This window comes from Anoxybacillus ayderensis (assembly GCF_000833605.1).
Taxonomy (GTDB): Bacteria; Bacillota; Bacilli; order Bacillales; family Anoxybacillaceae; genus Anoxybacillus; species Anoxybacillus ayderensis.
In genome coordinates, this window is record NZ_JXTG01000003.1 from 164,303 (window position 1) to 189,289 (window position 24,987).

Below are 24,987 nucleotides of genomic sequence, written 5' to 3' on the forward strand. Positions count from 1 at the left end.
TTCATCCTTTTCTTTTTGCTGAATATTCATGGATAAACGCTGTGAGCCGTTTTAACGTCTCTGGCTGAATTTGCGGGAAAATGCCATGCCCTAAATTAAATACGTACCCACCTTCATGCGCCATTCCTTCATCTAAAATTTGTTTCACGCGCGCTTCAATGACTTCCCATGGCGCAAGCAATACGGCTGGATCTAAGTTGCCTTGTAGCGCTTTCGTTAGTCCCATCTCTTTCGCTTCACGAATTGGCAAACGCCAATCTAAACCGACGACGTCAAGCGGCAAGTCATGCCATTCTTTCGCTAAATGGCTTGCACCGACACCGAACATAATGAGCGGCACGTTTTCATCGCGAAGCGCTGTAAAAATGCGCTCCATCGTCGGCTTAATAAATTGTCGATAATCGGCAACGTTTACCGCTCCAACCCATGAATCGAAAATTTGAATCGCACTTGCCCCAGCGCGAATTTGTGCTTTGACGTAACGAATCGTCATATCCGCTAGTTTATCCATAAGCGCAAACCATGCTTTCGGTTCTGCGTACATAAACGCTTTCGTCTTATTATAGTTTTTCGAAGGACCACCTTCAATCATGTAGCTCGCTAATGTAAACGGCGCACCGGCAAAACCGATCAGCGGCACAGTCAGTTGCTCTTTCGTTAATATTCGAATCGTTTCAAGGACGTACGGTACATCATGTTCTGGGTCGATTTCACCGAGACGTTCGACATCGGCAAGAGAGCGAATCGGATTCGCAATGACCGGACCAATTCCCGCTTTAATATCGACGTCAACCCCGATGGCTGGAAGCGGTGACATAATATCTTTGTAAAGAATCGCCGCATCGACGTTATATTGTTCGACAGGCAAACGTGTCACGTACGCACATAGCTCTGGTCGATGAGTAATTTCAAAAAGGGAGTACTTCTCTTTTAAAGCCCGATATTCTGGTTGTGAACGTCCTGCTTGTCTCATATACCAAACTGGAACGTATTCTGTCGCTTCTCCGCGACAAGCGCGTAAAAATGTATCGTTTTTAATCATCATGTCCATCCTTTCACATTATGTAATCGCTTATATTATAGTGTAGCGAAATAACTCATTTGTTTCCACTAACACAACTATACCGATTTTTTCACCGTCTGGGTAGTAATAATACGCAACGTTCATGAAATCGCCAAGAAGAAAAGAAAGTGGTAAAATATGAGCAACGAATGAAAGGAGAGGATGTTCGTGTACGTATTTATGACAAATGGTACGATCGACTATTTACAACGATTGCGCAGTCAATATCCGAGTGAACAAATGTTGCTCGTATGCGATGAGGAAAACGGAATGCTCATTCATGAGACGGAAGGAAAAAGCGTCTTTCATGAGCCGCGTCCGTATGAAGTGCTTGATGCTGTTGGATCATTCGGAGGGACGTTTGTCGTGTGTAATAACATTCCGGTCACTGACGAAGGAAGACCGCTATTTGAACATCGGTTTCAACAGCGGGCGCGCTTAATTGAACAAGAACCAGGATTTGTCGCCATTCGTGTCTTACGTCCGTTAAAAAGCGATACGTACGTCATTATGACGATGTGGGAAAACGAAAGTGCCTTTCGCCGTTGGCAACAATCAAAAGCGTATGAAAAAGCGCATCAAAAACGCAGCACAGAAGAAGGAATAGATCAACAACGATCCATTTTCCCGCGTCCATCCTATGTGACAACATATACGGTTGTAAAAGAAGGCTGACATGTCGTCAGCCTTTAGTCGTTCCAAGCGTTCATGCCGCCGCGCACATTGAAAACGCGCTTAAAACCATTTTTCACTAATATTTTTGCCGCTTGATTGCTGCGCATGCCGCTTTGGCAAATAACAATCGTTTCTTTTTCCCGATCAAGTTCGTTCAATTTGGCAGATAGCTCATGAAGGGGAATGTTTTTAAACTGACGAATGTTGCGCGCTCGATATTCTGCTGGTGTGCGCACATCGATGAATTGACGATTTTTCGTTTCTTTTAGTTTGCTTTTTAACTCATCGGGCGTGATATGTTCGACACCTTTTGTCGGCAACATTTTCGTCGCAACAAAGTAAATGAGTAAAATAATGAAAACAGCATTGATCCATGTGCCCATATGTTCTCCTCCTAAATACGTATATGGGTATATTACATTGTTTTCGGACGTTTGTCAACGATGGTATAATGGAAAAAACAGAAAGGACGGTGCATATGAAAACGTTGTTATTTACTAAACTTCACGAATATTACGACGACATGGTAGCGATTCGTCGCCATTTCCATCAACATCCTGAGCTATCGTTTCAAGAGTATAAAACAGCCGCGTATATTGCGAATTACTATAAACAACTCGGCATTCCTGTTCGAACAAACGTCGGAGGAAATGGAGTAGTCGCCACCATTCATGGCCAACAAGGCGGAAAAACGGTGGCACTTCGAGCGGACTTCGATGCTCTCCCTATTCAAGATGAAAAAGATGTCCCTTACAAATCGACCGTTCCGGGTGTCATGCACGCATGTGGACATGATGGGCATACGGCGACGTTACTTGTTCTTGCTAAGGCGCTTTATGAATTGCGCGAGCATTGGAGCGGCACGATCGTGTGCATTCATCAACATGCAGAAGAATACGCACCAGGCGGGGCAAAAGCGATGATTGAAGACGGTTGTTTAGAAGGAGTAGACGCCATTTTTGGCACACATTTATGGGCAACAGAGCCAACAGGAGTCATTCAATATCGTACAGGACCGATCATGGCAGCTGCCGACCGTTTTCAAATCGTTATTCAAGGTTCTGGCGGTCACGGCGCGGAACCTCACAAAACGAAAGATGCGATCGTTACCGCATCACAGCTTGTCCTACATTTACAGCAAATCGTCAGCCGACGCGTCGATCCACTTGAACCTGCTGTTGTTTCGATCGGCTCTTTCGTTTCCGACAACGCATTTAACGTGATCGCTGATCGCGCGACATTAGTCGGGACGGTGCGCACATTTTCTGAACAAGTGCGCAATGACATTGAAAGAGAAATTGAACAAATTGTCAAAGGAACTTGCATCGCCAACGGTTGTACGTACGAATACACGTATATGCGCGGCTATCCGCCCGTTGTAAACCATGAAGAAGAAACGAAATTTCTCATCGCTACCGCTCGTGAAATAGAAGATGTGACCGATGTCGTTGAAATTCAGCCACATATGGGCGGGGAAGACTTCGCTTATTATTTACAACATGTAAAAGGAACGTTTTTCTTTACAGGCGCAAAAGCCGAAACAACAACGATCGCCTATCCGCACCATCATCCGAAATTTGATTTCGATGAACGCGCCATGCTTATTGCAGCAAAAACGCTTGGTCTTACAGCGATCAGTTATATGAAAAAAGACGAGAAGCAGTTTTAATCCGCTTCTCGTTTTTTTCCCACATAAAACATCACCGCGACATAACAGACGAAAACAATAAAAAACGTCCATAACATAACAAAAACGCCGTGAGCGATATATGCAACCATCGCAAAAATAAGCGCTTGGCTCATCCCAATAGAAAGTAACACGCGCATGAACGACCGATGCGCCTCAGCAGGCGACAACGGATAAAGAAACAAAATCGGATGGCCTCGGTGATACGAACGGATCGAAAGCAGTTGAAGCGCTGTGGCATAAGCACACAAAAGAGCGAACCACTCCACACCGCGAGGCAACGTAAAAATAAAGACGCTACCGATCGCTGTTAGGCGAACGAACAAGCCGAAATAGTCGCCTGCACGGAAAAAGGTGCGTGCATACAAATACGTATACGGTCGCATATGGAAACGATCAAGTAAACGGAAAAAGAACCGAAGCCACGTTCGTTTTTTGACTGTATGTTTGATGTATGGAACATCGACAAACGCATGTGCGAGCCGATAAAATGCTTGCATTCGCTTTCGTTCATCCGCAAGCAACTGCTCCCATTGGATTGCGTTTTCTTTTCCTTTTCGCTCCACATAAAGCGAAATGATAACCATAAACAATAAAGGGACAAGCATCCATACATATTGTTTCAATAATAAAAAATAAAACAACGTCACATTTACTAAAAAGCGAACGAATGTGTGAAAACGATCTCGCCCGATTCGCGACTCCTCTTGCCATTGAACGAACGTATTCCACCCTGTTAATAATACAATTGCCATCACGACAACTGAAAGTGGCTGCGTTGAAAACTTCACGTGAAGGGGCAAAAGAACGACGAAGACGATGAGCGAAACATACAAATGAAGAAAAAAACTATATCCTGCCGCGCGCCAAAAATAAGGACGAAGCCGTCTTTCCACCGGAAGAAGAAACACCGCATCCGCTTCTTTGACAAGCGTCCGCACCCCGCCTTGCGTCACCGCAAAAGCGATCAGAAGCGAGGCAACGATCGCGTAAGGAAACAACGTCAGTTCATCGACTGCTCGCTTATAAAATACAGCGCCCACCCCGATACTAATAAATAAGACGAGCAATAAATGGTCGTTAAACATATATCGACCGTATCGTCTCACTTCCGCCATATGAGCGATCATTCGCTGTTTCCATAACTGTTTTCCATCAATCATCGTTCGTCTCTTCCTTCGTTAATTCGATATATATATCATCTAACGTCGCATGAGGCATATGTAGCTGTTCTTGAAGCGTTGGCAATGATCCTGTTGCTTTTACTTGTCCGTTATGCAAAATGACGAATGAATCACAATATCGCTCTGCCGTCGCTAAAATGTGCGTCGACATAAGAATCCCCGCTCCTTCTTGTTTTCTTTCCTCAATAAGCTGAAGCAACGCTTGAATGGCGAGCGGATCTAACCCAACAAACGGTTCATCAATGATATAAAGCGGCACGTCCACTAAAAAAGCGCACATAATCATCACTTTTTGCTTCATCCCTTTTGAAAAAAACGCAGGGAACGCACTTAATTTTTTTTCAAGCCGAAACGCCTTCAGCAATTTTGGCACGCGCTGTTTATACGCTTGATCCGATACACCATAAGCCATAGCAGTGAGACGTAAATGTTCTTCTAACGTTAATTCTTCGTATAAAGCAGGCATTTCGGGAATGTATGTAAATTGTGCCCGATATCGTTCCGGGTCGTCTTGAAACGTCATGTCGTTGATCGTAATCGTTCCTTTACGCGGTTGCATCAATCCGATGATATGTTTAATCGTCGTGCTTTTTCCTGCCCCATTTAACCCGATTAACGCAACGACTTCTCCTTTTTGTACAGTAAACGATACGTCATCTAAAATGTTTTGTTTCGTATAGCCCCCGAATATGTGTTGAACTTGTAATAGCACCATCGTCGCTTTCCTTTCTTCATATCATTATTTTTTATTTTAACAAATGAATAACGAAAAGAAAAACGGGTTATGATAAGTAGCGAAGAGGGACAAACAAGTAGCAAGTCGCAGTGAGCAACAAAGCAAGTTCAAGAACACGATGAAATGAGGTGTCTACGGGCCGCACATTAAGCTAGCCTGTAACAACGAAAGCACTCCCTTAAAAAGGGGATGGTCATCTTGAACAACGTCGTACTCACAAACGCGTAACGGACTCTACTCGTAAATGAGGTGTTCCCAAAAGACACGTAATCATGAAGCTCCCTCTTCAATGGGCAGGATGCGATGCGCATCCTGCTCTTTCCGTTTTCGAAACGACAATCTTGTGGTAAAATAAAGACAAAATGGAAAGAAAGGTGGCGTGATGATGAGCGACTGTATTTTTTGTAAAATTATAAACGGAGACATTCCTGCTGCAAAAGTATTTGAAAATGAGCATGTCATCGCCTTTTTAGACATTAGTCAAGTGACGAAAGGACATACGCTCGTCGTACCGAAAGTACATAAAGAAAATATTTATGAATTAACTTCAGACATCGCCCAACGTGTCTTTGAGGTCGTTCCGACAATCGCCAATGCGATTCGTGAACAATTTTCCCCAGAAGGCATCAACATTTTAAGCAACAACGGAGAAATTGCGGGACAAACCGTTTTCCATTATCATATGCACATCATTCCGCGATACGGTAAAGGGGATGGATTTGGGGCTGTGTGGAAATCACATCAGAGCGACTACACGTTTGATGAATTACAACACATCGCTGCGCAAATTAAACAAGCTCTATAAAAAAGAAGGTGTCCTCGTGGGCACCTTCTTCCGTTCGAAGATAAGAAAGTATAAAATTTGGAGTTGATGTCTAGCTCCAAGCGCCATCGGCTCGAGTCGCTTCGCCCCACACTGCGGCGGCAACAGCCTCCTCGGTGGGGCTTGTGCGCTCTTCGCCGATAGGCGGGCGCTTTGCGCTTTTCTTATAAACGTTTTATTCGCTTTTTAATGCGTCTTTTAACGATTTGTCTTTAATGTCGACATTCGCTTCTTTCATAAGCTTATCGAGTTTCGATTGCACTTTCGATGCATCGAGTTTGCTCTTTTTCACTTCATATTCCATTTCTTCTTTCATTTCATCAAACGACTTTTTCTCTTCTTTATCTGTCACTTTAATGATATGGTAGCCAAATTGCGTTTTCACTGGGTCGCTTACTTCACCGACTTTTAACGCATACGCTGCTTTTTCAAATTCTTCAACCATTTTTCCAGGCCCAAACCAACCTAAATCGCCACCGTTTTGAGCAGAACCTGTATCTTTCGAATATTCTTTTGCTAATTTTGCAAAGTCTTCGCCTTTTTCTAATTTCGCTTTCATTTCTTTTGCTGTTTTTTCATCATCTACTAAAATGTGGCTCGCTTTCACTTTCGGCTTATATTCATTGTAATATTTTTTCAATTCTTCATCTGACACTTTTATATCTTCCATCGCCGCTTTTTGTCGCAACAAATCAAGTTTTACCATGTTGCGAATCGCTTCTTCTCCATTTTGTTGCACCGCTAAATCATATTGAACGCCATACATCTCTTTTAAATTTTCGATTTCCTTATCGATTTCTTTATCCGTTACTTTAAATTTTTTGCTTAACACTTTCTCATGCACAAGGTCGCGCAACACATCTTTCCCGAAACGCTCTTTCATTTCGTTATATAGCTCGTCTTTTGTAATGTTACCTGCCTTCGTTTCGACGACAACGTCTGATCCGTTATTACAAGCCGAAAGTGCAAGCATGGCCGCTGCCGACATTGCAACTGTCCATTTTTTCATTTCCTCACAACTCCTATCTATAAATATACACAAAACATACTATACCATATTTTTTCCGAAAGCTAAAATAAAGCACGTATGCGCCCATACCTTTTTGCTTCTTTTGACATACAATACATTGTCAAAGCGTCGCAACGCCTTCATATACGAAAGGAGGTGTCGTCTATGGGTGCAGGAGTAGGATATGCAAACGGATTTGCGTTAATCGTTGTGTTGTTTATTTTATTAATTATCGTTGGTGCAGCTTGGTTATACTAAACGAATGAAAGCTGACAGGGACACTGTCAGCTTTTTTACGCAAATAATACTTCGATGTAGGAAGAAATAAGTAAGATCGTAATAAGGACGTTAATTGTGCGAAACACTTTCGGTTGTTTTTCTTCTGGAATTTCTTTTTGAATACAAAGTGAATTCGTGAGCTGATTAATCATGAAAAGCACAATTGTCGCAAGGGGTATAAAATAAAGCGCCAAAACATTCCCCTCCTAGTTTTATGTATTTACTCCCCTACTTTACAACGATTTTTTCGAGAAATCAATAATGGACATTTCATTTATGCAACAATTCCTGTAAAATAATACACACAAGCACACAAAAGGAGTTTCGAAAGATGAGCATCGAACAACGCATGGAAAAACTCGAATATTATTGTTCGCTCATGTTGGACATGATCGCACCAGAAACGAGGCCGTTTTATGCGCTCGTCATCCGTCATGGCTTAACGAAAGAAGAAGTTGAACATACATTGCGCCTTTGTGAACAATTAAGTGAACAATATAAACAACAAAAAGAGGAAGGATTCGTCATTTTCACCTCGCTTTTTCACGAATTTGCGAGTGCGCTTCATCCGAACCTTCCACTTGCTGAGACGATCGACGCGTTAAAAAAACAACAATTATTCGTTCCGCTTATGACAGAGTTTCAACGTTTATTACATACGCTCAACGAATGAAGCTACTTCTTTTTGCTCATCTTTCTTTTTTAACTTTCCATTTTCTTCAACAAACTCTTGCTCAATGTTTTGAAAGGAACGTTCAAAAATTTCCATAAAATCGTCTCCATACACATTGCGAATCATACACATGATTTCTAACATTTCTGGAAATTTACCGTACAATTCGTACAGCGGCTGAATCCCTTGTAGAACGGACGTCCGTTTCGGATCGTACGATTCCATTAATTTTAATAAAATGTCTTCCCCTTTTTCCGTCAGCTCAATGTACGTATTTCGCTTATCGTCTTCTTTTTTCGAAAACGACAACAACCCGCGCTCCTCTAATTTTTTCGAAAAATTAAATGCCGTCGATACGTGCATCACACCAAACTTTGCGATTTCAGAAATGGATGCCCCTTTTAAATGGTATGCGATCCATAAAATATGATGTTCGTTAATGTTTAAGTCAAATGGTTTAATCCATTGTTGCCAATCTTTTTCGATTGATTTCCACAACGCTTTGCTTAATTGGGCAACCCTTTGACTAAATAACATCGCCTCTTTAACAGAATAATGTCGTTCCGTGCTTTTCATCTCTCCACCCACTTTGTCATATTTCTTTCTTTTTATCTTTTATTATGCCAGTAAAACAATAAATAATAAAGTATTAAATATTAGAATTTTTTAATAAATTAAAATATAGACTTTTCGAACTAGGAGGAACAAACATGGTCATCGCGACGGCGACGCTTGGGTTCATCTTTTTGTATTTGACGATTGCCACATTTTCTATGTTGAATAAAGCGCGCATGTATCCCCCAAAAAAAGTGTTAAAGCAACGCATGAGTGTATTTGGAAGCCTTGCTCTCTTTTTTATTGCTATGACTTTTTTACTTTTGCGCATGCAGTAAGAACGATATAAGGAAAACCCGACCATAAACGATCGGGTTCTTTTTATTATTGTTGCGGAACGGTATATGTTCGTCTCATCAGCGATTGTACGATCGGATAAATGACGACCATCGCAATCGTATTGACAAACGCTGTTGGAATGACGACAGCAACGAACAATCCGCTAAACGTTGCTCCTCCTGGTAAACCGACAACCGCTAAAGCAACGGCCAAAAACGTCGCACCAGAAATAAACGTGCCAATTGCAGTCAGCAATGCCGCTTTCACTGGCGTCACTTTCGTCTTAAACAACATCAACAATCCAAAAAAGAGCGTAGCCGTCACCACTTTGTCAACAACGTTCGGGATAAATCCTCCCGGGAAGCTTGTCGTAATCCCCGAAATGATTCCCGTCGCAATCGCTAATAAACTAACGGCCGTTTTGTTCGGGAAGAGCATAATGCCTAAAAACATCATCGTGAGCATCATATCCGGCTTCATTCCAAAGAAAAACCCCGGAATGACTGCGTGCAACACCGCACCGATCCCAACAAAAAGCGATAATAATACTAACGTTCTCGTATTCATTTCTCATCTCTCCTCATCTCATTCTTTTCTCTTCTCAGCTTGTAAACAAGTTTAACAATATTATAGCACTTTAAAGTGCCGACGTAAAATAAAAATTTTCAAAAAATATTTTTTCGGAACGTGTCCATAAACTGCACTAGCGCTTCGCACGCTTCGATGTCAACCGCATTATAAATCGATGCGCGACATCCGCCGACAGAGCGATGACCTGCTAATCCAATTAACCCTTTTTCTTTCGCTTCGGCTAAAAACTTCTTTGTAAGCTCCTCGTTTGGCAACGTAAACGTTACATTCATATGCGAACGGCTTTCTTTTTTTGCATGCCCTTTGTAAAATCCTTCACTTTCATCAATACAACGATATAATATCGCCGCTTTTTCCGCATTTTTCTTTTCGATCGCTTGCACGCCACCTTGTTCCTCTACCCATTCAAGCACGAGCGATAACATATAAATCGCAAACGTCGGTGGCGTATTATATAACGAACGGCTTTCGCTATACGTTCGATAGTTTAACATCGTCGGCAAACGGTCGTCCCCTTTCGCCAACAAATCTTTCCGAATAATGACGACCGTCACGCCTGAAGGTCCTAAATTTTTTTGCGCTCCTGCATAAATGAGCGCAAAACGGCTCACATCAATATCACGGCTTAAAATATCGCTTGACATATCGGCAATTAAATCAACGGACACGTTCGGAAATTCACGCCATTGCGTTCCTACAATCGTATTGTTTGACGTAATGTGCAAATACGCAGGACGCTCGGACAGCTCGATATTCGTCGGAATGTATGTATATTGTTCCTCCTTCGACGAAGCTGCTACGTGCGTCGCCCCTACTTTTTTTGCCTCTTTCATCGCTTTATCCGACCATGAGTCCGTCAACACATAGTTGCCGACTTCCCCTTCCTTCAACAAATTCATCGGCACCATAGAAAATTGTAAACTTGCTCCCCCTTGTAAAAAAAGCACATCATGCGTATCAGGAATGTTCATCAACTTACGCAACAACATTTCTGCGCGCTCATGCACCGCATCATATTCTTTGCTTCGATGGCTCAGTTCCATGACTGACATGCCTGTTTGTTGAAAGTTGAGCAATTCTTTTTGTGCTCGCTCTAACACGGCTAGCGGCAAAGCAGACGGTCCTGCATTAAAATTGTACGCTCGCTTCACACTTTTCTCCCCCTCATGTCATGTAATAATATATATCCTAACACGAAACGCAAAAAAATGAAGAAAAATTTTTGTGAATTTTTAAAAAAGAAAAAAGACCTTGTTATTCCAAGGCCTTTTGTCGTTGCTGACGCGCTTGACGAATACGCTCCATGTACACTTCTCCTTCTTTCTCTAGCAACTTTTCATCTATTTTTCGCTCTTCTCTCGCCGTGCGAATGGCCATATATCCGCTAATTATAATCCCAGCAAGAAGCAATGTAATAAGCATACATATCCCCCTTTAAGCTTGTCTTACTTTACACATATGCGAACAATCGGAAAAATAGACGTATAAAAGAAGGAAATGATTACGAAGGAGCGAATACATGCAAAGGAAAGGGGTGGAGAAATTGAAAACATATACGTTAACCGTTTTTGAAAAGACAGGAGAAAAACTGCTTGATGAAACATTTACTGCCGCCAACGATGACGAAGCAAAACGAATTGGCGAACAAAAATTAAAAGAAAAACAGTTAGAACATAAAACGCATCGTTGCACAACATCAAGCGGTAAACTTATTTTATTTCATCGATAAAGCCCCGATCATCTCGGGGCTAAAATAATTGTTCCATCATTTTTAATTTTTCGTTCGTGTAATGTTCATAATGTTCGTTATACACTTTCGGTTCTTTCGGATTCGCAAAATGCGTAATCGCTTTTGTTTCTGGGTGCACGAATTTGCTCGATGCCCCACATCCTAATCCGATAATCGACTGTTGTTCTTCCATAATCATAATGTTATAAATACTTTCTTGACCAGGCAAAGCATAACCGACGTTTTCTAAATTGCCGAGAATATTTTTTTGACGATATAGATAATACGGTACATATCCTTTTTCCTTCGTCCATCGTTCCGCGCGCTTCATCATTTCACTAATTTCATCACGATCCGCGACTTTATACTTTTCTTTATTTTTCGTCATTTCCGAAGCGCGCTTAAACGACAGCGTATGCACCGTCAACGATTCCGGCATCAATTTTTCTGTTTGTTCGAGCGTATAATGAAATTGCTCAACACCTTCCCCTGGCAAACCGATAATTAAATCCATATTAATATTGTTCATGCCTGCTTCGCGAGCAAGATGAAACTTCTCAATCGTCTCCTCAACCGTATGATGACGACCGATCGCCCGCAACGTTTCTTGAATGTATGATTGCGGATTAATGCTAATGCGGTCGATGTTCCATTTTTTCAGCACCGCTAGCTTCTCCGATGTAATTGTATCTGGTCTTCCTGCTTCAACTGTAATTTCACGCACGCGCTCGACGTTTGGAAAAACGCGATACATATGCGCATATAGCGCATCCATCTCCTCCGCTGTAATGCTTGTCGGTGTGCCTCCACCGTAATAAATTGTCGTAATTGGAATGTTGCGCTCTTTCAGAAACTGTCCAATTTTCTCCATTTCATAATGCAATCCGAATAAAAACGAATCGACAGACCCTTGTTTTCCTTGAATCGCATAGGCTGGAAACGTACAATACGCACATTTCGTCGGACAAAACGGAATACCGATATAAATGCTCACTTCTTTCGATAAATCGTATAAATCCGGCACAACCGTCAACTGACGATCAACAATGTGTTGCATAAGCTCAATTTTCTCGTCCGTCACTAAATAATCTTCGCGCAATGTGCGATGCGCTTCTTCTTTCGTGAAACCGGAACGTAATTTTTGATGAAGTAACTTTACCGGACGAACTCCTGTTAAAATCCCCCACTGTTGCACAACGCCTGTATATTGCTGTAATAGTGATAAATATATATACGAAACGGCATGTTTTACTTGCTTCATGCGTCCTTTTTCTTCTTCTGTTTTCCAAAACCGTTCGTAATGAGCCGCATACGTGTGACTATGTTCATCTTGCAACGTACCAACAACGACGAGCTGTTCTCCTTGTTGCACATGAATCGTCACACGCACATTCGCTTCTTCTGTTCGTGCGAAAGAGAGCGTTTGCTCTTCAAAAAATAGACCGGTAATAACCTCTAAAGAACGTTGAAAACGATCAACCGGCTCAAGTCCGCAAATGTCAATACGCAATGAAATCACCTTTCGCTTCAAAGTATTAAACTCATTTAAGTGTACAGAAGAAGCGAAAAGCTCGTCAAGAAACGGAAATTATTTTTTCTCTGTCGTGCGAATTTGCCGTAAAAATTGCGGGCGATGTTGCTTTCGAAAATGTTCTTTAATCATATAAGCCACACCTAGTTGCTCGTTTGAGCGCGTCACCCAATCAGCAACCGCTTTTACTTCATTTGGCGCATTCCCCATCGCAACGCCAAGACCAGCCGCTTCAATGGCTGGCATATCATCCATATGATCGCCGATCACAACCATTTCTTTTAACGAAATACCAAGTTCGTTTCCGAGACGAATGAGCCCGTTTAGTTTTGAAACGTTTTTTGGCAACAATTCGATTTTCCCGTCACTAATGGTGAGGGAGATCTCTGGAAACGCGCGTTCCATCGTTTCGACGATGTCATCACATTCGTCTTCGTTTGAATAAAAGACGTCAATTTTCATGACATCAATCGGATCATCGCGCAGCACATCACTTAATGAATCAACAAATTGCGCTGGGTAAAAAAACGGATCCCCTAAAATCGTTTTCGCAATCATATTGTTTTTTACTTTTTTTCGATTCCCGATCGAATACCGTTCATGAAGTAAACGAACGTTGCAGTTAAAATGTTCAAGCACGTGCACAATATCAAACGTTTTTTGCGCCGGAATGACCGACTCATATAACTTTTCTTCTAACGACTTCGCGACGAGCGCGCCTTGAAATGTCACTAAATACGAATCTAATTTCAACGCTTTCGCCACTTTTTTGGCTGACAAAAAGTTTCTTGACGTCAGCAACGTAACATATACGTCTTTTTTCTTCACAAAATCGATCGCTTCTTTCGTTTTTTTCTCTAATTTTCCGTTTGATTTTAATAACGTACCGTCAATGTTGAGCGCAAGCAATTTATACATGATCGTCCCCCCTCGATGTCATGGCTTCATTCATACGTATGACAAGGGTATAAAAAAAAGAACACCCATTTTCATGAGTGTCCGTCATATAGCTGCTCAATTGGTTGAATCATCGCGGCCATCGCTTGAGCAAACAATTCGTTTAAACGTTCCTCTGCCTGAATAAGCCGCGCGATATTTTCGTTCATTTCAATGACGTGCAAATGTTGTTGCAACAATTCGACATCTGCATCGCTGACCGGAAATCCGCTCATTTGTTTTTGTTGAAGCTGTTTTTGCAACGTGCGAAATTTCGCAAATAATTGATGTGCTGTCGGGTCGCGTTGCACTTGCTCATAAGCGCGACGAAGTTCGGCAAACGGTTCACTCATACGAATCGCTGTCGAAAGTTCGTGAATAGTTTGAAAGACGTCCATGCGACACGCTCCTCTCCTTTTTCCCTCTCTTTTTACGATATGAGCGAAGCGGTCGCTGTATGTCTACAATTGAATGAAAAACGTAATGCAACCTTGAATGAGTCCGATGACTCCACCTAACAAAGCCCCTAAATACGTAATCATTTTAAACTCGCGGCGCGAAATCGTTAAAATCATTTCCTCTAGCCGTTCCACAGAAAACGATGCCACTTCTTCTCGAACGATGTCTTGCAAATGAAGTCGCTTCATCCATCGTTCAATGCGTTCAGAAGCGAACTGTAAAAGAAAACGAACGAATGTCGGCAATGAAGCGCGCACATGAGAAGCGACAAGCGGACCGAGCGGCTGCTGAAGCGGCTCTTGCACAACGGCTACTGTCAGTCGCTTGATCCATAACACAATTTTTTCATGGCCGATCATTTGCTCCACGTCTTGCACATGTATCGCTTTCACTTTTTCCCATTCGTTTGTAAATAGTTGCACGAGTAATTGTTTTGCCCCGTCACTTTGTAAAAATTTCACGATTTCCGGGCGAATTTTGTCCGCTAAGCTGACGTTGCCAAGAAACATTTGAATCATATTCCCAAACATGCCGCGGCTTTGTAAAAATTCATTTATCATCTGTTCAATTTGCCGCTCTCCTTGCTCGCTCTCTACATACGTGCGCAAACGAAACAATAAACGATCGGCGATGGAAGGAATGGCATGATCAATTTTTTGTAATAACTCACTTGGAATGATATGATAAAGCGGTTGTTCACTATATTGTGACATCATCGTTTTATATTTTTTTTCAATCCACATTTCAGCGATTTGCTCAGGATGCTTAACACCGAATCGCTCAAGCCAATCGGCAACCGTCCGATCCGATTGTAGCCAGCGTTCGATTTCTTCTTGCACATAGTTTGTCATATCCCGAACAAACGCTTCATCGTTTAGCTTCCGACGCAGTCCGTCCGCTGTTAATAAATGTTCAACGACCATGCGCCCAAGTTGTTCCGCTAATTCTTCTCTCCGCTTCGGAATTAATCCCGGTGTAAATGGGATTCTTCTTCCTGCGATATACATTGGGCGATACGGACGAAACAGCATTTTAATCGCAAGTGAATTCGTCATTCCTCCGATCAATGCGCCAACCGCGATCATAAACAATAAATAAAGAAAAAGCCCCATAATGATCTCCCTTCTGTCCATAAGCTGTTCTAACCATTCATTATAGGGCTTGTCCGTTATGAGTGCAAACGTGTGATAATTGTTTGTGCAACTGTTTCAAACTTTTACATAACAAGATGCGAAACAGTTCCCGTTCTGTCGCATGTTCAGACGAAAGCCACGCTTCTTTATATATATTCATTTTCTCGAACCGCTCGCACCATCCATCTTTTTTTTCTTCCTGTTTTCTCTCCCATTCTTTTCCCATATGCAACACATATAAATAACGAACGAGTGCTTCTTCCTCTTTATCTAAATCGTAATTCGTTAATGCGTGTAAAAACTGAACAATCATCCTTTTCACCTCTCGTCATGAATATATGTGGACAACCAATGAACAATGCATACTTTTGTTTCATTTATACAAAATAACGAATAAGGGGGCATGGATCATGAAAGAACGCGATAATTATGAATGGGATATTGACCGAATGATTAACGAAGGCATGGCAGGAGGATACGTATATTCGTGCTATCAAGCAACAAATATTGAAGAGGCGCGCGATGTCCAAACGGAACAACCGCCACATGAAGTGAAATAAAGCGGCGAGCATTTTCTCGCCGCTTTTTGTATAATGATCGTGATGGGAGACGAAAGGAATGGGCATACATGTTAGAAAAATTACGAGCATATTATCGAGAAGCGCTTATTGAACACGGGCATGTGAGCAAGCAAGAGGAATATGAATGGTTTGCCACAGACCACGGTGAGCTGTTTGGCATAAAAAAAGAAGCGCTTACCGTGAAAGAACGGGAACTTTTAGCAACCCTATTTACATCTCATCAACCTATGCCTGCTTGGATGAGCGAACAACAACGAGCATGGCATCGTTTTTTAATTCAAAACGATAAACAATCATTTGAACAATTACCTTGCTCGGCACATACACGTTTCATTTATTTTTACATACAAAAAGGAACGGTTGATGCACATGATTTTATGGAAGCGATTCAATCGCTCTTCCCTTATGACGTGACGATGATTTCAGAAACAGAACAGCACTTTATCGTCATTGAACAACAAGGAGAGAGCGTCGCTTCTACTTTGCCTGAACTAATTGATACGTTATGTAGTGATTTTTACATTCAATTGCGGGCATATATTGGACAAAAGTGCCCACATGCTGTTGAACTTGTGCACATATTCGCTGCAGAAAAACGGTATTTTCAAATCGGCATAAAGCATAAGCCTGAGCAACGCGTCTACTGCATCGAAGACGTCTTCCCTCTTTTGCTGATCAACAATGAGGACATCACGTATGCGACGACGTTTTTACAAGCGATCAAGCAAGATGATGATATGATGAAAACAATGAAGACGTTTTTTGAATGCAATTTAAACGTCTCTCTTGCGGCAAAAAAGCTTCATATGCACCGCAACAGCTTACAATACCGCATTGATAAACTCATCGAAAAAACAGGCATTGATATAAAGCAGTTTAAAGGGGCACTGACTGTTTATTTAGCGATTTTACTTTATGAACGCCACTAGGCACATTGCCCGAAAACGTTTTCTTTTTTTGTGCACGATGTCCATTTACCGTTCGTTCGTTTTTATATATGCTTAAATCAAATGAAATCGATTACATGAGGAGGCATACACATGGCTGAGCTTCGTTTAGAACACGTGTATAAAATTTATGACAACAACGTAACAGCTGTAAAAGACTTCAACTTACACATTCAAGATAAAGAATTTATCGTTTTCGTCGGCCCATCGGGTTGCGGAAAATCAACAACGCTTCGCATGATCGCAGGTCTTGAAGAAATTTCAAAAGGTGATTTTTACATTGATGGGAAACGAATGAATGATGTTGCGCCAAAAGATCGTGATATCGCGATGGTATTCCAAAACTATGCCCTTTATCCACATATGAGCGTATATGATAACATGGCATTCGGATTGAAATTGCGTAAGTTTCCAAAAGAGGAAATCGACCGTCGCGTTCGGGAAGCTGCGCGCATTCTCGGTCTTGAGCAATATTTAGATCGCAAACCGAAAGCATTATCAGGCGGTCAGCGTCAGCGCGTAGCGTTAGGACGTGCAATCGTGCGCGATGCGAAAGTGTTTTTAATGGACGAGCCGCTTTCAAACTTAGATGCTAAATTGCGTGTACAAATGCGTGCTGAAATCGCAAAACTTCATCAACGTTTAGGAACAACGACCATTTACGTCACGCACGACCAAACGGAAGCAATGACGATGGCCACGCGCCTTGTCGTTATGAAAGATGGCGTCATCCAACAAGTTGGTACACCGAAAGAAGTATATGAAAAACCGGAAAATATTTTCGTCGGCGGATTTATCGGCTCACCAGCGATGAACTTCTTCCGTGGTGTGCTTCAAGACGGTGTATTTGTCATCGGCGATGTCAAAATCGCGGTGCCAGAAGGAAAAATGAAAGTGCTTCGTGACCAAGGTTACGTCGGTAAAGAAGTCATCTTAGGTATTCGTCCAGAAGACTTCCATGACGAGCCAGTATTTCTTGAAGCATCACAAAACACAAAAGTGCGCGCGCATGTCGAAGTGGCAGAATTGCTCGGCGCAGAAATTATGGTATATTCTCAAATTAACGGCCAAGAATTTGTTGCACGTGTCGATGCACGCACAGACGTCAAAGCAGGTCAAACGATCGATCTTGCGTTAGATATGAATAAAGCACATTTCTTCGACGTCAACACAGAATTACGTATTCGTTCAAATAGTGAGAAATAATAACAGAGCCCGTTCGTTTGAGCGGGCTTTTACTCTTGAATAAAACGAACAACATCGTCATCGCAATTATTACAATGAAACAAATGAACGCAGACGTGTTGTTTTCTTGTATGTGCATAGCCATCAACCATTTTCATCATATCTGCATCCATATACGGACTATAATCATCAAAATAATCCGTTAATTTTCCTTCGTCTTTTAACTTTTCTCCACATTGATCACAATAAAAAACGATTGTTCGCAAACCGTTGCATAACGGACAAATGTGCATATTCATCCCTCGCTTCGTAATTTTCCATTATCTTTCCCACTACACAAAAAATTACCACACAAAAAAAAGAATAATAAAATGTTTTTTCCCCAAAATAGTAGTACAAACAAGCAAACAACATTCGATGGGTTAAGCCAAGCTTGGCAGCGTGAAAATCATCACGCGTTGCTGGTGCAAATCCAGCTAACCCAACCATAAAAACTTGTAACGAGGAGATGATTGAACATGGCAAACACAAATCAATTATTAGTATACGGTGCACAACAAGCTATCGACCAAATGAAATATGAAATCGCTCAAGAATTTGGTGTAAACCTTGGACCAGATGCAACTTCACGCGCAAACGGTTCAGTTGGTGGCGAAATTACAAAACGTCTTGTTGCAATGGCGCAACAACAATTAGGCGGATCTTACACAACTAAATAACATGGCTGAAAACCCCCAAGCAAACGCTTGGGGGTTTTGCGTTCGTTCATGTGTTGGATTTGTAAAAATTTTCTCCGGATGACCATTCCTTCATCAAAAAAGGAGCGAATCGCTCCCTTTTTACACATTTTCCATAATTGGTTCACGAATGCGAACGAGCACTTTGCGAATACGACGGTTTTCCACTTGGCGAACGGTGACGGTTAATGATTCGTATTCAAACGATTCTCCAACGGTGGGGATGCGTTCAAACATTTCAAACACCCACCCTCCGAGCGTATGAGAAGAACTTTCTAATTCATCAATTCCTAAAATGTCACAAAACTCATCAAGCGGTAATTCGGCATTAAATTCATATTCGTAATCGTTAATTTTCTGGAACGTTTTCACCGCTTCGTCATGTTCATCCCATATTTCGCCGACAATTTGTTCTAAAATATCTTCTAACGTAATCAATCCCGATGTGCCGCCAAACTCATCGATGACAATCGCCATATGTACTTTGCTTTTTTGCAATTCAGGCAACAATGTGGAGATGCGCATCGATTCAACAACAAATAGTGGCGTACGCAACAATGCGCGAACGTTGACCTCTTTCCCTTGTACGAGTTGACTAAAAAAGTCGCTTTCCGATAAAATGCCGATGACGTTATCAATATCTCCTTCATATACCGGCACGCGTGAATATCGTTCATGCAAAAAAATATCGCGAATTTCTTCAACTGGTTGGTTCACTTCCACTGCGACCATATCGATACGTGGTGTAAAAATTTCACCAACTAAAATATCGTTAAAATCGAGCGAACGATGGACGAGTTCTTTCTCTTTATTATCAATTACCCCTTCTTCCTCACTTAAATTGACCATGACTTTAATTTCTTCTTCTGTGACAGAAGGAGTATCTGGTTGATGGCCAACGAATTTCGATACAAGTTTTTTCAACATGACAAGCAATGCTGTAACGGGAGTAAATAGTTGAATAAGCATATATAGCACATCGGAAATAAGAAGTGAAAACGACTCCGCATGTTCTTTCGCCAATGACTTCGGCAATACTTCGCCAAAAATTAAAATTAAAATTGTCATACCGACCGTGCTAATAACAAGACCTGTGTTGCCGCCAAACAAATCTGTCGCCACTTTGGCGGAGATGGACGCTGCGGCAATGTTCACGATATTATTCCCGACTAAGATGGTAGAGAGGGCTTTGTCGAAGTTTTCTGCAATATATAGTGCTTTTTTACTGCCACGTCGCTTTTCGTCCACATAGTTTTTCAAGCGAATTTTATTGACGCTCGAAAACGCTGTTTCTGAAGCTGAAAAAAAGGCGGATAATAAAATTAAAGCAATGAGTAAAAAAATTAAACTCAGAGGCAAATCTCCCAATGAATATTCACACTCCTAATAAAAAGTATTGGTTATCATAAATATATACGTTAATGATACCAAATTTAACTGAAAAAGAAAACGACTGTACATATGCACAGCCGTTCTTATGACTCGATTAGCGTTGTACCGATAAAAAACGTTAAAAGCAACACGTACGTAATATTGAGCGTAATTGAAAGTTCTTCCACTCGTTCGTCCCCTCCATCAATATATTCCCCATTTTCATTTTAACAATGGTGAGAACGAATGTGTTTGTCAATGATGTGAACATTTTTTATTCATGAAATGCCCAATGGTTTGTCGGTCCATGCCCACCGCCAATTTGTAGCGTTTGTTCAATCGCCGCTTGAATAAATCGTTTCGCCACATCTACTGCTTCATATATCGTTTTTCCTTTTGCAAGTTGTGCTGTAATGGCGGCAGCAAACGTACATCCTGTCCCGTGCGTATGTTTCGTATGAACGCGTTTGCTTTTCCATTCGTAAAATTGTTCCCCATCGTATAAAAGATCGACAAGTTCATTTCCTTCCCCGTGTCCACCTTTCATGACGACATATCGCACACCCATGTCATGAAGTTTTTTCGCTGCTTCTTTTCGATGTTCCAATGTGTCAATTTGCATATTTGTTAACACTTCCGCTTCTGGAATGTTCGGTGTTAACACATAAGCAAGCGGCAACATATGCCGTTGCAACGCTTCGACCGCCTCTTGTTTCAATAGCGGCGAGCCACCTTTCGCGATCATCACCGGATCGACGACTACTCGCGTCCACCGATGTTGCTTCATTTTATAAGCAACACATTCGATGATTTCTTCGCTAAATAACATTCCCGTTTTTATAGCATCTGGCGGCAAATCGGTAGCAATCGAATCAATTTGCTTTTCAACCGCTTCAACAGGAAGCGGGTATACCCCTTGTACACCGAGCGTGTTTTGCGCAGTAACTGCAGTAATTGCTGACATGCCAAACACATGTAATTGATGAAACGTTTTTACATCCGCTTGAATACCCGCTCCCCCGCCACTATCTGAACCAGCAATCGTCAACGCTTTATATACCATGCTTTCACCCCAAATATTGATAATATAGCCGCTTTGCTTCTTGAACATCATTTGTGCCATGAATCAATACACGCCCATCGGAAAAAACAACAAAGCGATGCGAATCGACCGTAAACGAAAGTAAATAGTCGTTTTGTTCCACTTGAATTCCACGTTTTGTTAAAAATGAAAGAAGCGTTGTCCACTCTCGCTCTCCTCGATGGGCAGGACGAATTTGTACGGTTTCACGCCCACACAACACCGCAAATTTCGTTTCATTTTCGTATTGAAGGGCTGGATACGTTCGTCTTTCACTACACGACGGACAATCGTCTTTTTTTAACTTATGCACATCGATCATGCGATATTGTCCGTGCCATATATCAAATGAAACGAGTTTTCGATTCACTTGAGCGTGCACGCATATTTTTAACGCTTCAGCCGTTTGATGCGCAACGACCATATGGACGACCGGACTAATGATCCCAACGGTATCGCACGTCGCGTTGCCAAGCGGAACTTCTTCAAGTAAACAACGCAAACATGGCGTTTCATTCGGAACGATGACATAACTTAAACCGTAACTTCCTACGCACGCCCCATAAATCCACGGCACATCATACTTTTGCGACACATCGTTGATGATCATACGCACGTCGAAATTATCCGTACTATCAATAATGACGTGCGGACGCTCACGTGCAACAACTTGTTCAAGCAAGCAAGCGTCCGCATCAGCTACAATCGGTTCAACGACCACATCGCCATTTATGGCTCGCAAACGCATAGCAGCAGCAATGGCTTTCGGCAATCGGTTTGTTGCATCTTCTTCCGTATATAGCTGTTGGCGTTGTAAATTGCTCCATTCGACATAATCGCGATCAATGATCGTTATTTTCCCAATCCCTGCCCGTACAAGCGTTTCTGCATTTGCCGCTCCAAGCGCTCCTGCACCAATAACGAGCACATGTTTTTCACGAATATGTTGTTGTCCTCTTTCTCCAATTGGCGCAAACAATTGTTGGCGTGAATAGCGATCCATTAGACGATGCTCATCCCTTCACTTGGGCTACTCGCTGTTGCATATTTCTTTTTCGGGATGCGTCCCGCTTCATATCCAAGTCTTCCTGCCTCAATCGCAAGCTTCATCGCTTTTGCCATTTTTACGGGATCTTTCGCTGAAGCAACCGCTGTATTTAACAATACGCCATCCGCACCTAATTCCATCGCCAATGCTGCATCAGCTGGACCGCCAATGCCTGCATCGATAATGACAGGAACAGTTGCTTGTTCAATAATGAATTGAATGTTTAACGGATTCATAATTCCTTGCCCTGAGCCGATCGGTGAGGCGCCGGGCATAATCGCATGGCAACCGAGCTGTTGTAGTCGTTTCGCTAGCACGACGTCATCAGACGTGTACGGCAAAACGATAAATCCTTCTTCTAATAACATTTCTGTTGCTTTCAACGTCTCGATCGGATCAGGTAATAACGTTTGATCGCACCCGATCACTTCCACTTTCACCATATCACAAAGTCCAGAAGCTTTCGCTAAACGGGCGATGCGCACCGCTTCTTCCGCCGTTTTTGCCCCAGCTGTATTCGGTAACAACTTATATTTCGTTATATCTATTTTTTCTAAAAAATTCGGTTGATCGGGTGCAAAAATGTTCATTCGTCGCACCGCAAACGTTAAAATTTCTGCCCCTGACGCTTCAACCGCTTCTTTTTGAATATCGATGTTCGGAAATTTCCCTGTCCCAAGCAGTAAACGAGATTGAAATGTATACGGACCGATTTGTAACATATTATCCTCCCCCTACAAAATGAACGATTTCAATACGATCACCGTCCGCAATGGCTGTATGCTCATATGTTTCTTTCATAATAATGTTCGCATTGATTTCAACGATCGCGATCTTTTCATGAATGCGAAAATGTTGTAACAGTTGAGCGACAGTACGAATGTGAGCTGGCAAGTCAATCATCTCACCGTTAATGATGCAACGCATGCCCCTCCCCCTTTCTCGTTAGCGAAAACGGCATCATATGAAATGGCACGTCTTTTTCTTCAAGCATATCGCTTACAACTCTTCCTGTGATGGCGCTTAGCAAAATGCCGTTTCGATAATGCCCTGTCACAACGAATACGTTTTCATATTGTGGATGCGCTCCGATATAAGGCATGCCATCTTTTGTTTGTGGGCGAATGCCTGCCCACGCTTTTTCAAATGTGGAATGAGCGATAGCCGGAACGATTTGCATCGCACGCGCTAGCAAATGATGCACGCTACTTGCTTGCACCGTTTTGGCAAACGAATGCGCGATGGCGCTAGCGCCGATGACAAGGCGATTGTTCGCTTTCGGCACAATATAACAGCCGTTTTTCGCAAATACAGTTGTTTGTAAAAGCGGTGTCTCTGTCGTCACCGAAACACACTCTCCTTTGACCGGATACATATGTAGCGATAACCGCAACTTTTCTGCGAGCATCGGCGTCCATGCACCGCACGCGATGACGATACGTTCCGCATATAACGTTCCGCTCGTCGTTTTCACTCCTACAACACGTTCACCATCGAAAATAAAATCGTACGCTTCGGTATATGGTAAAAAACGCGCCCCTTTCGCCATCGCTCCATGAGCAAAAGCGAGCGAGAGCTGTTTCGCGTCCACTTGTTGATCGATCGTGTACATCGCACCATATTCATTCCGAACGTTTCGTTCAATATCTACCACTTCTTCAGGAGTTAACCAGCGAACGTGCTGCGGTTGTATACGCCTCCAAAATTCATAATGTTCCGTTAATTCTCCGTACTCTTCTGCTGTTGTCGCGAGCTTTAACATTCCCGCTTCATTCCATCCGACTTCAATATTTGTTAACTCTCGCAGTTCGGCAATAACGGCTGGAAATGCCGCTTGGCTCGCCAAAGCAAGCGGAATGAGCGGATGGTCTGCCGAAAACTCGGAGTGTGCACCGAGCATCCCGGCTGCTGCCGACGATGCTTCTTGCGCTAACTCTCCCCGTTCAATGACGACGACTGATGCTCCCCTTTTCGCTAACTCAAAAGCGATGCTACTACCGATAATGCCTCCCCCAACAATTAAAACGTCCATGTATTCGCCCCCATTTGTTTCCGATATCGTTGAACCATATATAGCGGATCATCCGCCTCAAACACCGTCGACATGACGGCAATTCCTTTTGCCCCCGTCATGAACACATCACGAACATGGAAAGGTTTAATGCCTCCAATAGCAACGACAGGAATGCGTACGTGGCTTGTCAACTGACGCAACGATGAAAGCCCACGTGGCTTTCGTCCTTCTTTACAATTCGTTTCGTATATATGTCCGAAAATGACGTAGTCCGCTCCTTCTTTTTCCGCCCGCTTCGCTTCTTCAAACGTATGCACGGAGCAACCGACGCGCAAAAAAGGAAACTTTTCTTTTATTCGTTTGGGAGATAGGCTATGATGGGCGAGCTGAACGCCGCCAACGCCATAAACGACGGCGACGTCCACCCGATCGTTGACGATTATTTTTTGTGGTGGAACACTTACTTCAAGCAAATTTTCCACAATCATCCCTATCTCTTTTGCCGAACGATGTTTTTCACGAATATGAATAAAGTGGGCATATGAATGTACGAGCGATGAAATATGAACAAACGTTTCAATTGACTGTTTTCCTGTTGAGATGAGATGGAGCTCTTTCATC

The 24,987-nt window shown here is 42.4% G+C and carries 34 protein-coding genes; 11 read left to right on the forward strand and 23 right to left on the reverse strand.

Annotation, left to right across the window (positions count from 1 at the left end; translation table 11 throughout):
- Nucleotide 1: 1 nt before the first annotated feature.
- On the reverse strand, nucleotides 2-1,051 hold the full coding sequence (gene hemE / locus JV16_RS05105) for a uroporphyrinogen decarboxylase (RefSeq protein WP_108912088.1): 1,050 nt from the start codon (nucleotides 1,049-1,051) through the stop codon (nucleotides 2-4).
- Between the two features lie 180 nt (nucleotides 1,052-1,231).
- Here hemE and JV16_RS05110 point away from each other — a divergent pair, with 180 nt between their 5' ends.
- Complete coding sequence (locus tag JV16_RS05110) at nucleotides 1,232-1,738, forward strand: antibiotic biosynthesis monooxygenase family protein (protein WP_021095308.1); 507 nt, start codon at nucleotides 1,232-1,234, stop codon at nucleotides 1,736-1,738.
- A 14-nt stretch (nucleotides 1,739-1,752) separates the two neighbouring features.
- Here the strand turns inward: JV16_RS05110 and JV16_RS05115 are convergent, their stop codons facing one another.
- Nucleotides 1,753-2,121 carry a rhodanese-like domain-containing protein gene (locus tag JV16_RS05115; RefSeq protein WP_021095309.1) on the reverse strand — a complete coding sequence of 123 codons (369 nt, stop codon included), beginning with the start codon at nucleotides 2,119-2,121 and terminating at the stop codon, nucleotides 1,753-1,755.
- Between the two features lie 95 nt (nucleotides 2,122-2,216).
- Here JV16_RS05115 and JV16_RS05120 point away from each other — a divergent pair, with 95 nt between their 5' ends.
- Nucleotides 2,217-3,407, forward strand: coding sequence for a M20 family metallopeptidase (locus JV16_RS05120; protein WP_021095310.1), 1,191 nt, complete (start codon nucleotides 2,217-2,219; stop codon nucleotides 3,405-3,407).
- Here JV16_RS05120 and JV16_RS05125 read toward each other — a convergent pair.
- The gene (locus JV16_RS05125) at nucleotides 3,404-4,588 is read right to left on the reverse strand and encodes an ABC transporter permease (RefSeq protein WP_021095311.1); all 1,185 of its coding nucleotides are present in this window, start codon (nucleotides 4,586-4,588) and stop codon (nucleotides 3,404-3,406) included. The genes JV16_RS05120 and JV16_RS05125 overlap by 4 nt on opposite strands.
- On the reverse strand, nucleotides 4,581-5,324 hold the full coding sequence (locus JV16_RS05130) for an ABC transporter ATP-binding protein (protein WP_021095312.1): 744 nt from the start codon (nucleotides 5,322-5,324) through the stop codon (nucleotides 4,581-4,583). The genes JV16_RS05125 and JV16_RS05130 overlap by 8 nt, the downstream gene beginning before the upstream one ends.
- Nucleotides 5,325-5,730: 406 nt before the next feature.
- Here JV16_RS05130 and JV16_RS05135 point away from each other — a divergent pair, with 406 nt between their 5' ends.
- Nucleotides 5,731-6,150, forward strand: a complete 420-nt coding sequence (locus JV16_RS05135; RefSeq protein WP_021095313.1) for an HIT family protein — start codon at nucleotides 5,731-5,733, stop codon at nucleotides 6,148-6,150.
- A gap of 193 nt (nucleotides 6,151-6,343) precedes the next feature.
- On the opposite strand, the gene JV16_RS05140 is transcribed toward JV16_RS05135, so the two are convergent.
- Nucleotides 6,344-7,177, reverse strand: a complete 834-nt coding sequence (locus JV16_RS05140; RefSeq protein WP_021095520.1) for a peptidylprolyl isomerase — start codon at nucleotides 7,175-7,177, stop codon at nucleotides 6,344-6,346.
- A gap of 165 nt (nucleotides 7,178-7,342) precedes the next feature.
- Between JV16_RS05140 and JV16_RS05145 the strand changes: the two genes are divergently transcribed.
- Nucleotides 7,343-7,435 carry a YjcZ family sporulation protein gene (locus JV16_RS05145; protein WP_009362001.1) on the forward strand — a complete coding sequence of 31 codons (93 nt, stop codon included), beginning with the start codon at nucleotides 7,343-7,345 and terminating at the stop codon, nucleotides 7,433-7,435.
- Between the two features lie 35 nt (nucleotides 7,436-7,470).
- Here JV16_RS05145 and JV16_RS05150 read toward each other — a convergent pair whose 3' ends face one another.
- Nucleotides 7,471-7,650: a hypothetical protein gene (locus JV16_RS05150; RefSeq protein WP_021095519.1), complete on the reverse strand. Its 180-nt coding sequence runs from the start codon at nucleotides 7,648-7,650 to the stop codon at nucleotides 7,471-7,473.
- A gap of 137 nt (nucleotides 7,651-7,787) precedes the next feature.
- Between JV16_RS05150 and JV16_RS05155 the strand changes: the two genes are divergently transcribed.
- Nucleotides 7,788-8,129 (forward strand): YhaI family protein, encoded by a 342-nt coding sequence (locus JV16_RS05155; protein WP_021095518.1) that lies wholly within the window; start codon nucleotides 7,788-7,790, stop codon nucleotides 8,127-8,129.
- On the opposite strand, the gene JV16_RS05160 is transcribed toward JV16_RS05155, so the two are convergent.
- Nucleotides 8,109-8,705, reverse strand: coding sequence for an HTH-type transcriptional regulator Hpr (locus JV16_RS05160; RefSeq protein ID WP_021095517.1), 597 nt, complete (start codon nucleotides 8,703-8,705; stop codon nucleotides 8,109-8,111). The genes JV16_RS05155 and JV16_RS05160 overlap by 21 nt on opposite strands.
- 134 nt (nucleotides 8,706-8,839) lie before the next feature.
- Here JV16_RS05160 and yhzF point away from each other — a divergent pair, with 134 nt between their 5' ends.
- Nucleotides 8,840-9,022 carry a membrane protein YhzF gene (gene yhzF / locus JV16_RS05165; RefSeq protein ID WP_042534583.1) on the forward strand — a complete coding sequence of 61 codons (183 nt, stop codon included), beginning with the start codon at nucleotides 8,840-8,842 and terminating at the stop codon, nucleotides 9,020-9,022.
- Nucleotides 9,023-9,068: 46 nt separating this feature from the next.
- Here yhzF and JV16_RS05170 read toward each other — a convergent pair whose 3' ends face one another.
- From JV16_RS05170 to JV16_RS05180, 3 genes are all read right to left on the reverse strand, one after another.
- Nucleotides 9,069-9,590, reverse strand: coding sequence for a tryptophan transporter (locus JV16_RS05170; protein WP_021095515.1), 522 nt, complete (start codon nucleotides 9,588-9,590; stop codon nucleotides 9,069-9,071).
- Between the two features lie 98 nt (nucleotides 9,591-9,688).
- Nucleotides 9,689-10,765, reverse strand: a complete 1,077-nt coding sequence (serC, locus tag JV16_RS05175; RefSeq protein ID WP_021095514.1) for a 3-phosphoserine/phosphohydroxythreonine transaminase — start codon at nucleotides 10,763-10,765, stop codon at nucleotides 9,689-9,691.
- 103 nt (nucleotides 10,766-10,868) lie between these two features.
- Nucleotides 10,869-11,036 (reverse strand): sporulation YhaL family protein, encoded by a 168-nt coding sequence (locus JV16_RS05180; protein WP_021095513.1) that lies wholly within the window; start codon nucleotides 11,034-11,036, stop codon nucleotides 10,869-10,871.
- A 121-nt stretch (nucleotides 11,037-11,157) separates the two neighbouring features.
- On the opposite strand from JV16_RS05180, the gene JV16_RS05185 reads away from it, so the two are divergent.
- On the forward strand, nucleotides 11,158-11,343 hold the full coding sequence (locus JV16_RS05185) for a YhzD family protein (RefSeq protein ID WP_026011563.1): 186 nt from the start codon (nucleotides 11,158-11,160) through the stop codon (nucleotides 11,341-11,343).
- A 19-nt stretch (nucleotides 11,344-11,362) separates the two neighbouring features.
- Here the strand turns inward: JV16_RS05185 and JV16_RS05190 are convergent, their stop codons facing one another.
- The 5 genes from JV16_RS05190 to JV16_RS05210 all read right to left on the reverse strand — a co-directional run bounded on the left by JV16_RS05190 (nucleotide 11,363) and on the right by JV16_RS05210 (nucleotide 15,715).
- Nucleotides 11,363-12,862: a coproporphyrinogen III oxidase gene (locus tag JV16_RS05190; RefSeq protein WP_084220267.1), complete on the reverse strand. Its 1,500-nt coding sequence runs from the start codon at nucleotides 12,860-12,862 to the stop codon at nucleotides 11,363-11,365.
- Nucleotides 12,863-12,931: 69 nt separating this feature from the next.
- Nucleotides 12,932-13,792 (reverse strand): Cof-type HAD-IIB family hydrolase, encoded by an 861-nt coding sequence (locus JV16_RS05195; RefSeq protein ID WP_021095510.1) that lies wholly within the window; start codon nucleotides 13,790-13,792, stop codon nucleotides 12,932-12,934.
- Between the two features lie 71 nt (nucleotides 13,793-13,863).
- Nucleotides 13,864-14,208, reverse strand: coding sequence for a YlbF/YmcA family competence regulator (locus tag JV16_RS05200; protein ID WP_021095509.1), 345 nt, complete (start codon nucleotides 14,206-14,208; stop codon nucleotides 13,864-13,866).
- Between the two features lie 63 nt (nucleotides 14,209-14,271).
- Nucleotides 14,272-15,381 carry a DUF445 domain-containing protein gene (locus JV16_RS05205; RefSeq protein WP_021095508.1) on the reverse strand — a complete coding sequence of 370 codons (1,110 nt, stop codon included), beginning with the start codon at nucleotides 15,379-15,381 and terminating at the stop codon, nucleotides 14,272-14,274.
- A 40-nt stretch (nucleotides 15,382-15,421) separates the two neighbouring features.
- The gene (locus tag JV16_RS05210) at nucleotides 15,422-15,715 is read right to left on the reverse strand and encodes a hypothetical protein (protein WP_021095507.1); all 294 of its coding nucleotides are present in this window, start codon (nucleotides 15,713-15,715) and stop codon (nucleotides 15,422-15,424) included.
- 97 nt (nucleotides 15,716-15,812) lie between these two features.
- On the opposite strand from JV16_RS05210, the gene JV16_RS15760 reads away from it, so the two are divergent.
- From JV16_RS15760 to JV16_RS05220, 3 genes are all read left to right on the forward strand, one after another.
- Nucleotides 15,813-15,962, forward strand: a complete 150-nt coding sequence (locus tag JV16_RS15760; RefSeq protein WP_009362015.1) for a hypothetical protein — start codon at nucleotides 15,813-15,815, stop codon at nucleotides 15,960-15,962.
- 68 nt (nucleotides 15,963-16,030) lie between these two features.
- A complete protein-coding gene (locus tag JV16_RS05215; protein ID WP_021095506.1) occupies nucleotides 16,031-16,912 on the forward strand; it encodes a PucR family transcriptional regulator in 882 nt (293 codons plus the stop codon).
- Nucleotides 16,913-17,023: 111 nt separating this feature from the next.
- Complete coding sequence (locus tag JV16_RS05220) at nucleotides 17,024-18,136, forward strand: ABC transporter ATP-binding protein (protein ID WP_021095505.1); 1,113 nt, start codon at nucleotides 17,024-17,026, stop codon at nucleotides 18,134-18,136.
- Nucleotides 18,137-18,165: 29 nt separating this feature from the next.
- Here the strand turns inward: JV16_RS05220 and JV16_RS05225 are convergent, their stop codons facing one another.
- Nucleotides 18,166-18,408, reverse strand: a complete 243-nt coding sequence (locus JV16_RS05225; protein WP_042534585.1) for a hypothetical protein — start codon at nucleotides 18,406-18,408, stop codon at nucleotides 18,166-18,168.
- Between the two features lie 225 nt (nucleotides 18,409-18,633).
- Between JV16_RS05225 and JV16_RS05230 the strand changes: the two genes are divergently transcribed.
- Nucleotides 18,634-18,834, forward strand: coding sequence for an alpha/beta-type small acid-soluble spore protein (locus JV16_RS05230; protein ID WP_003395655.1), 201 nt, complete (start codon nucleotides 18,634-18,636; stop codon nucleotides 18,832-18,834).
- A 120-nt stretch (nucleotides 18,835-18,954) separates the two neighbouring features.
- Here the strand turns inward: JV16_RS05230 and JV16_RS05235 are convergent, their stop codons facing one another.
- From JV16_RS05235 to tenI, 7 genes are all read right to left on the reverse strand, one after another.
- Nucleotides 18,955-20,220, reverse strand: a complete 1,266-nt coding sequence (locus tag JV16_RS05235) for a hemolysin family protein (protein ID WP_042534587.1) — start codon at nucleotides 20,218-20,220, stop codon at nucleotides 18,955-18,957.
- Nucleotides 20,221-20,497: 277 nt separating this feature from the next.
- Nucleotides 20,498-21,286: a bifunctional hydroxymethylpyrimidine kinase/phosphomethylpyrimidine kinase gene (gene thiD, locus JV16_RS05240; protein WP_042534589.1), complete on the reverse strand. Its 789-nt coding sequence runs from the start codon at nucleotides 21,284-21,286 to the stop codon at nucleotides 20,498-20,500.
- Nucleotides 21,287-21,290: 4 nt separating this feature from the next.
- Nucleotides 21,291-22,307, reverse strand: a complete 1,017-nt coding sequence (locus JV16_RS05245) for a MoeB/ThiF family adenylyltransferase (protein WP_042534591.1) — start codon at nucleotides 22,305-22,307, stop codon at nucleotides 21,291-21,293.
- Nucleotides 22,307-23,074: a thiazole synthase gene (locus JV16_RS05250; RefSeq protein WP_021095500.1), complete on the reverse strand. Its 768-nt coding sequence runs from the start codon at nucleotides 23,072-23,074 to the stop codon at nucleotides 22,307-22,309. The genes JV16_RS05245 and JV16_RS05250 overlap by 1 nt, the downstream gene beginning before the upstream one ends.
- 1 nt (nucleotide 23,075) lies before the next feature.
- A complete protein-coding gene (gene thiS, locus JV16_RS05255; protein ID WP_042534593.1) occupies nucleotides 23,076-23,279 on the reverse strand; it encodes a sulfur carrier protein ThiS in 204 nt (67 codons plus the stop codon).
- On the reverse strand, nucleotides 23,263-24,384 hold the full coding sequence (gene thiO / locus JV16_RS05260; protein ID WP_042534596.1) for a glycine oxidase ThiO: 1,122 nt from the start codon (nucleotides 24,382-24,384) through the stop codon (nucleotides 23,263-23,265). Before thiO ends, thiS begins: the two co-directional genes overlap by 17 nt.
- A complete protein-coding gene (gene tenI, locus JV16_RS05265) occupies nucleotides 24,372-24,986 on the reverse strand; it encodes a thiazole tautomerase TenI (RefSeq protein ID WP_021095498.1) in 615 nt (204 codons plus the stop codon). Before tenI ends, thiO begins: the two co-directional genes overlap by 13 nt.
- Nucleotide 24,987: the final 1 nt, after the last annotated feature.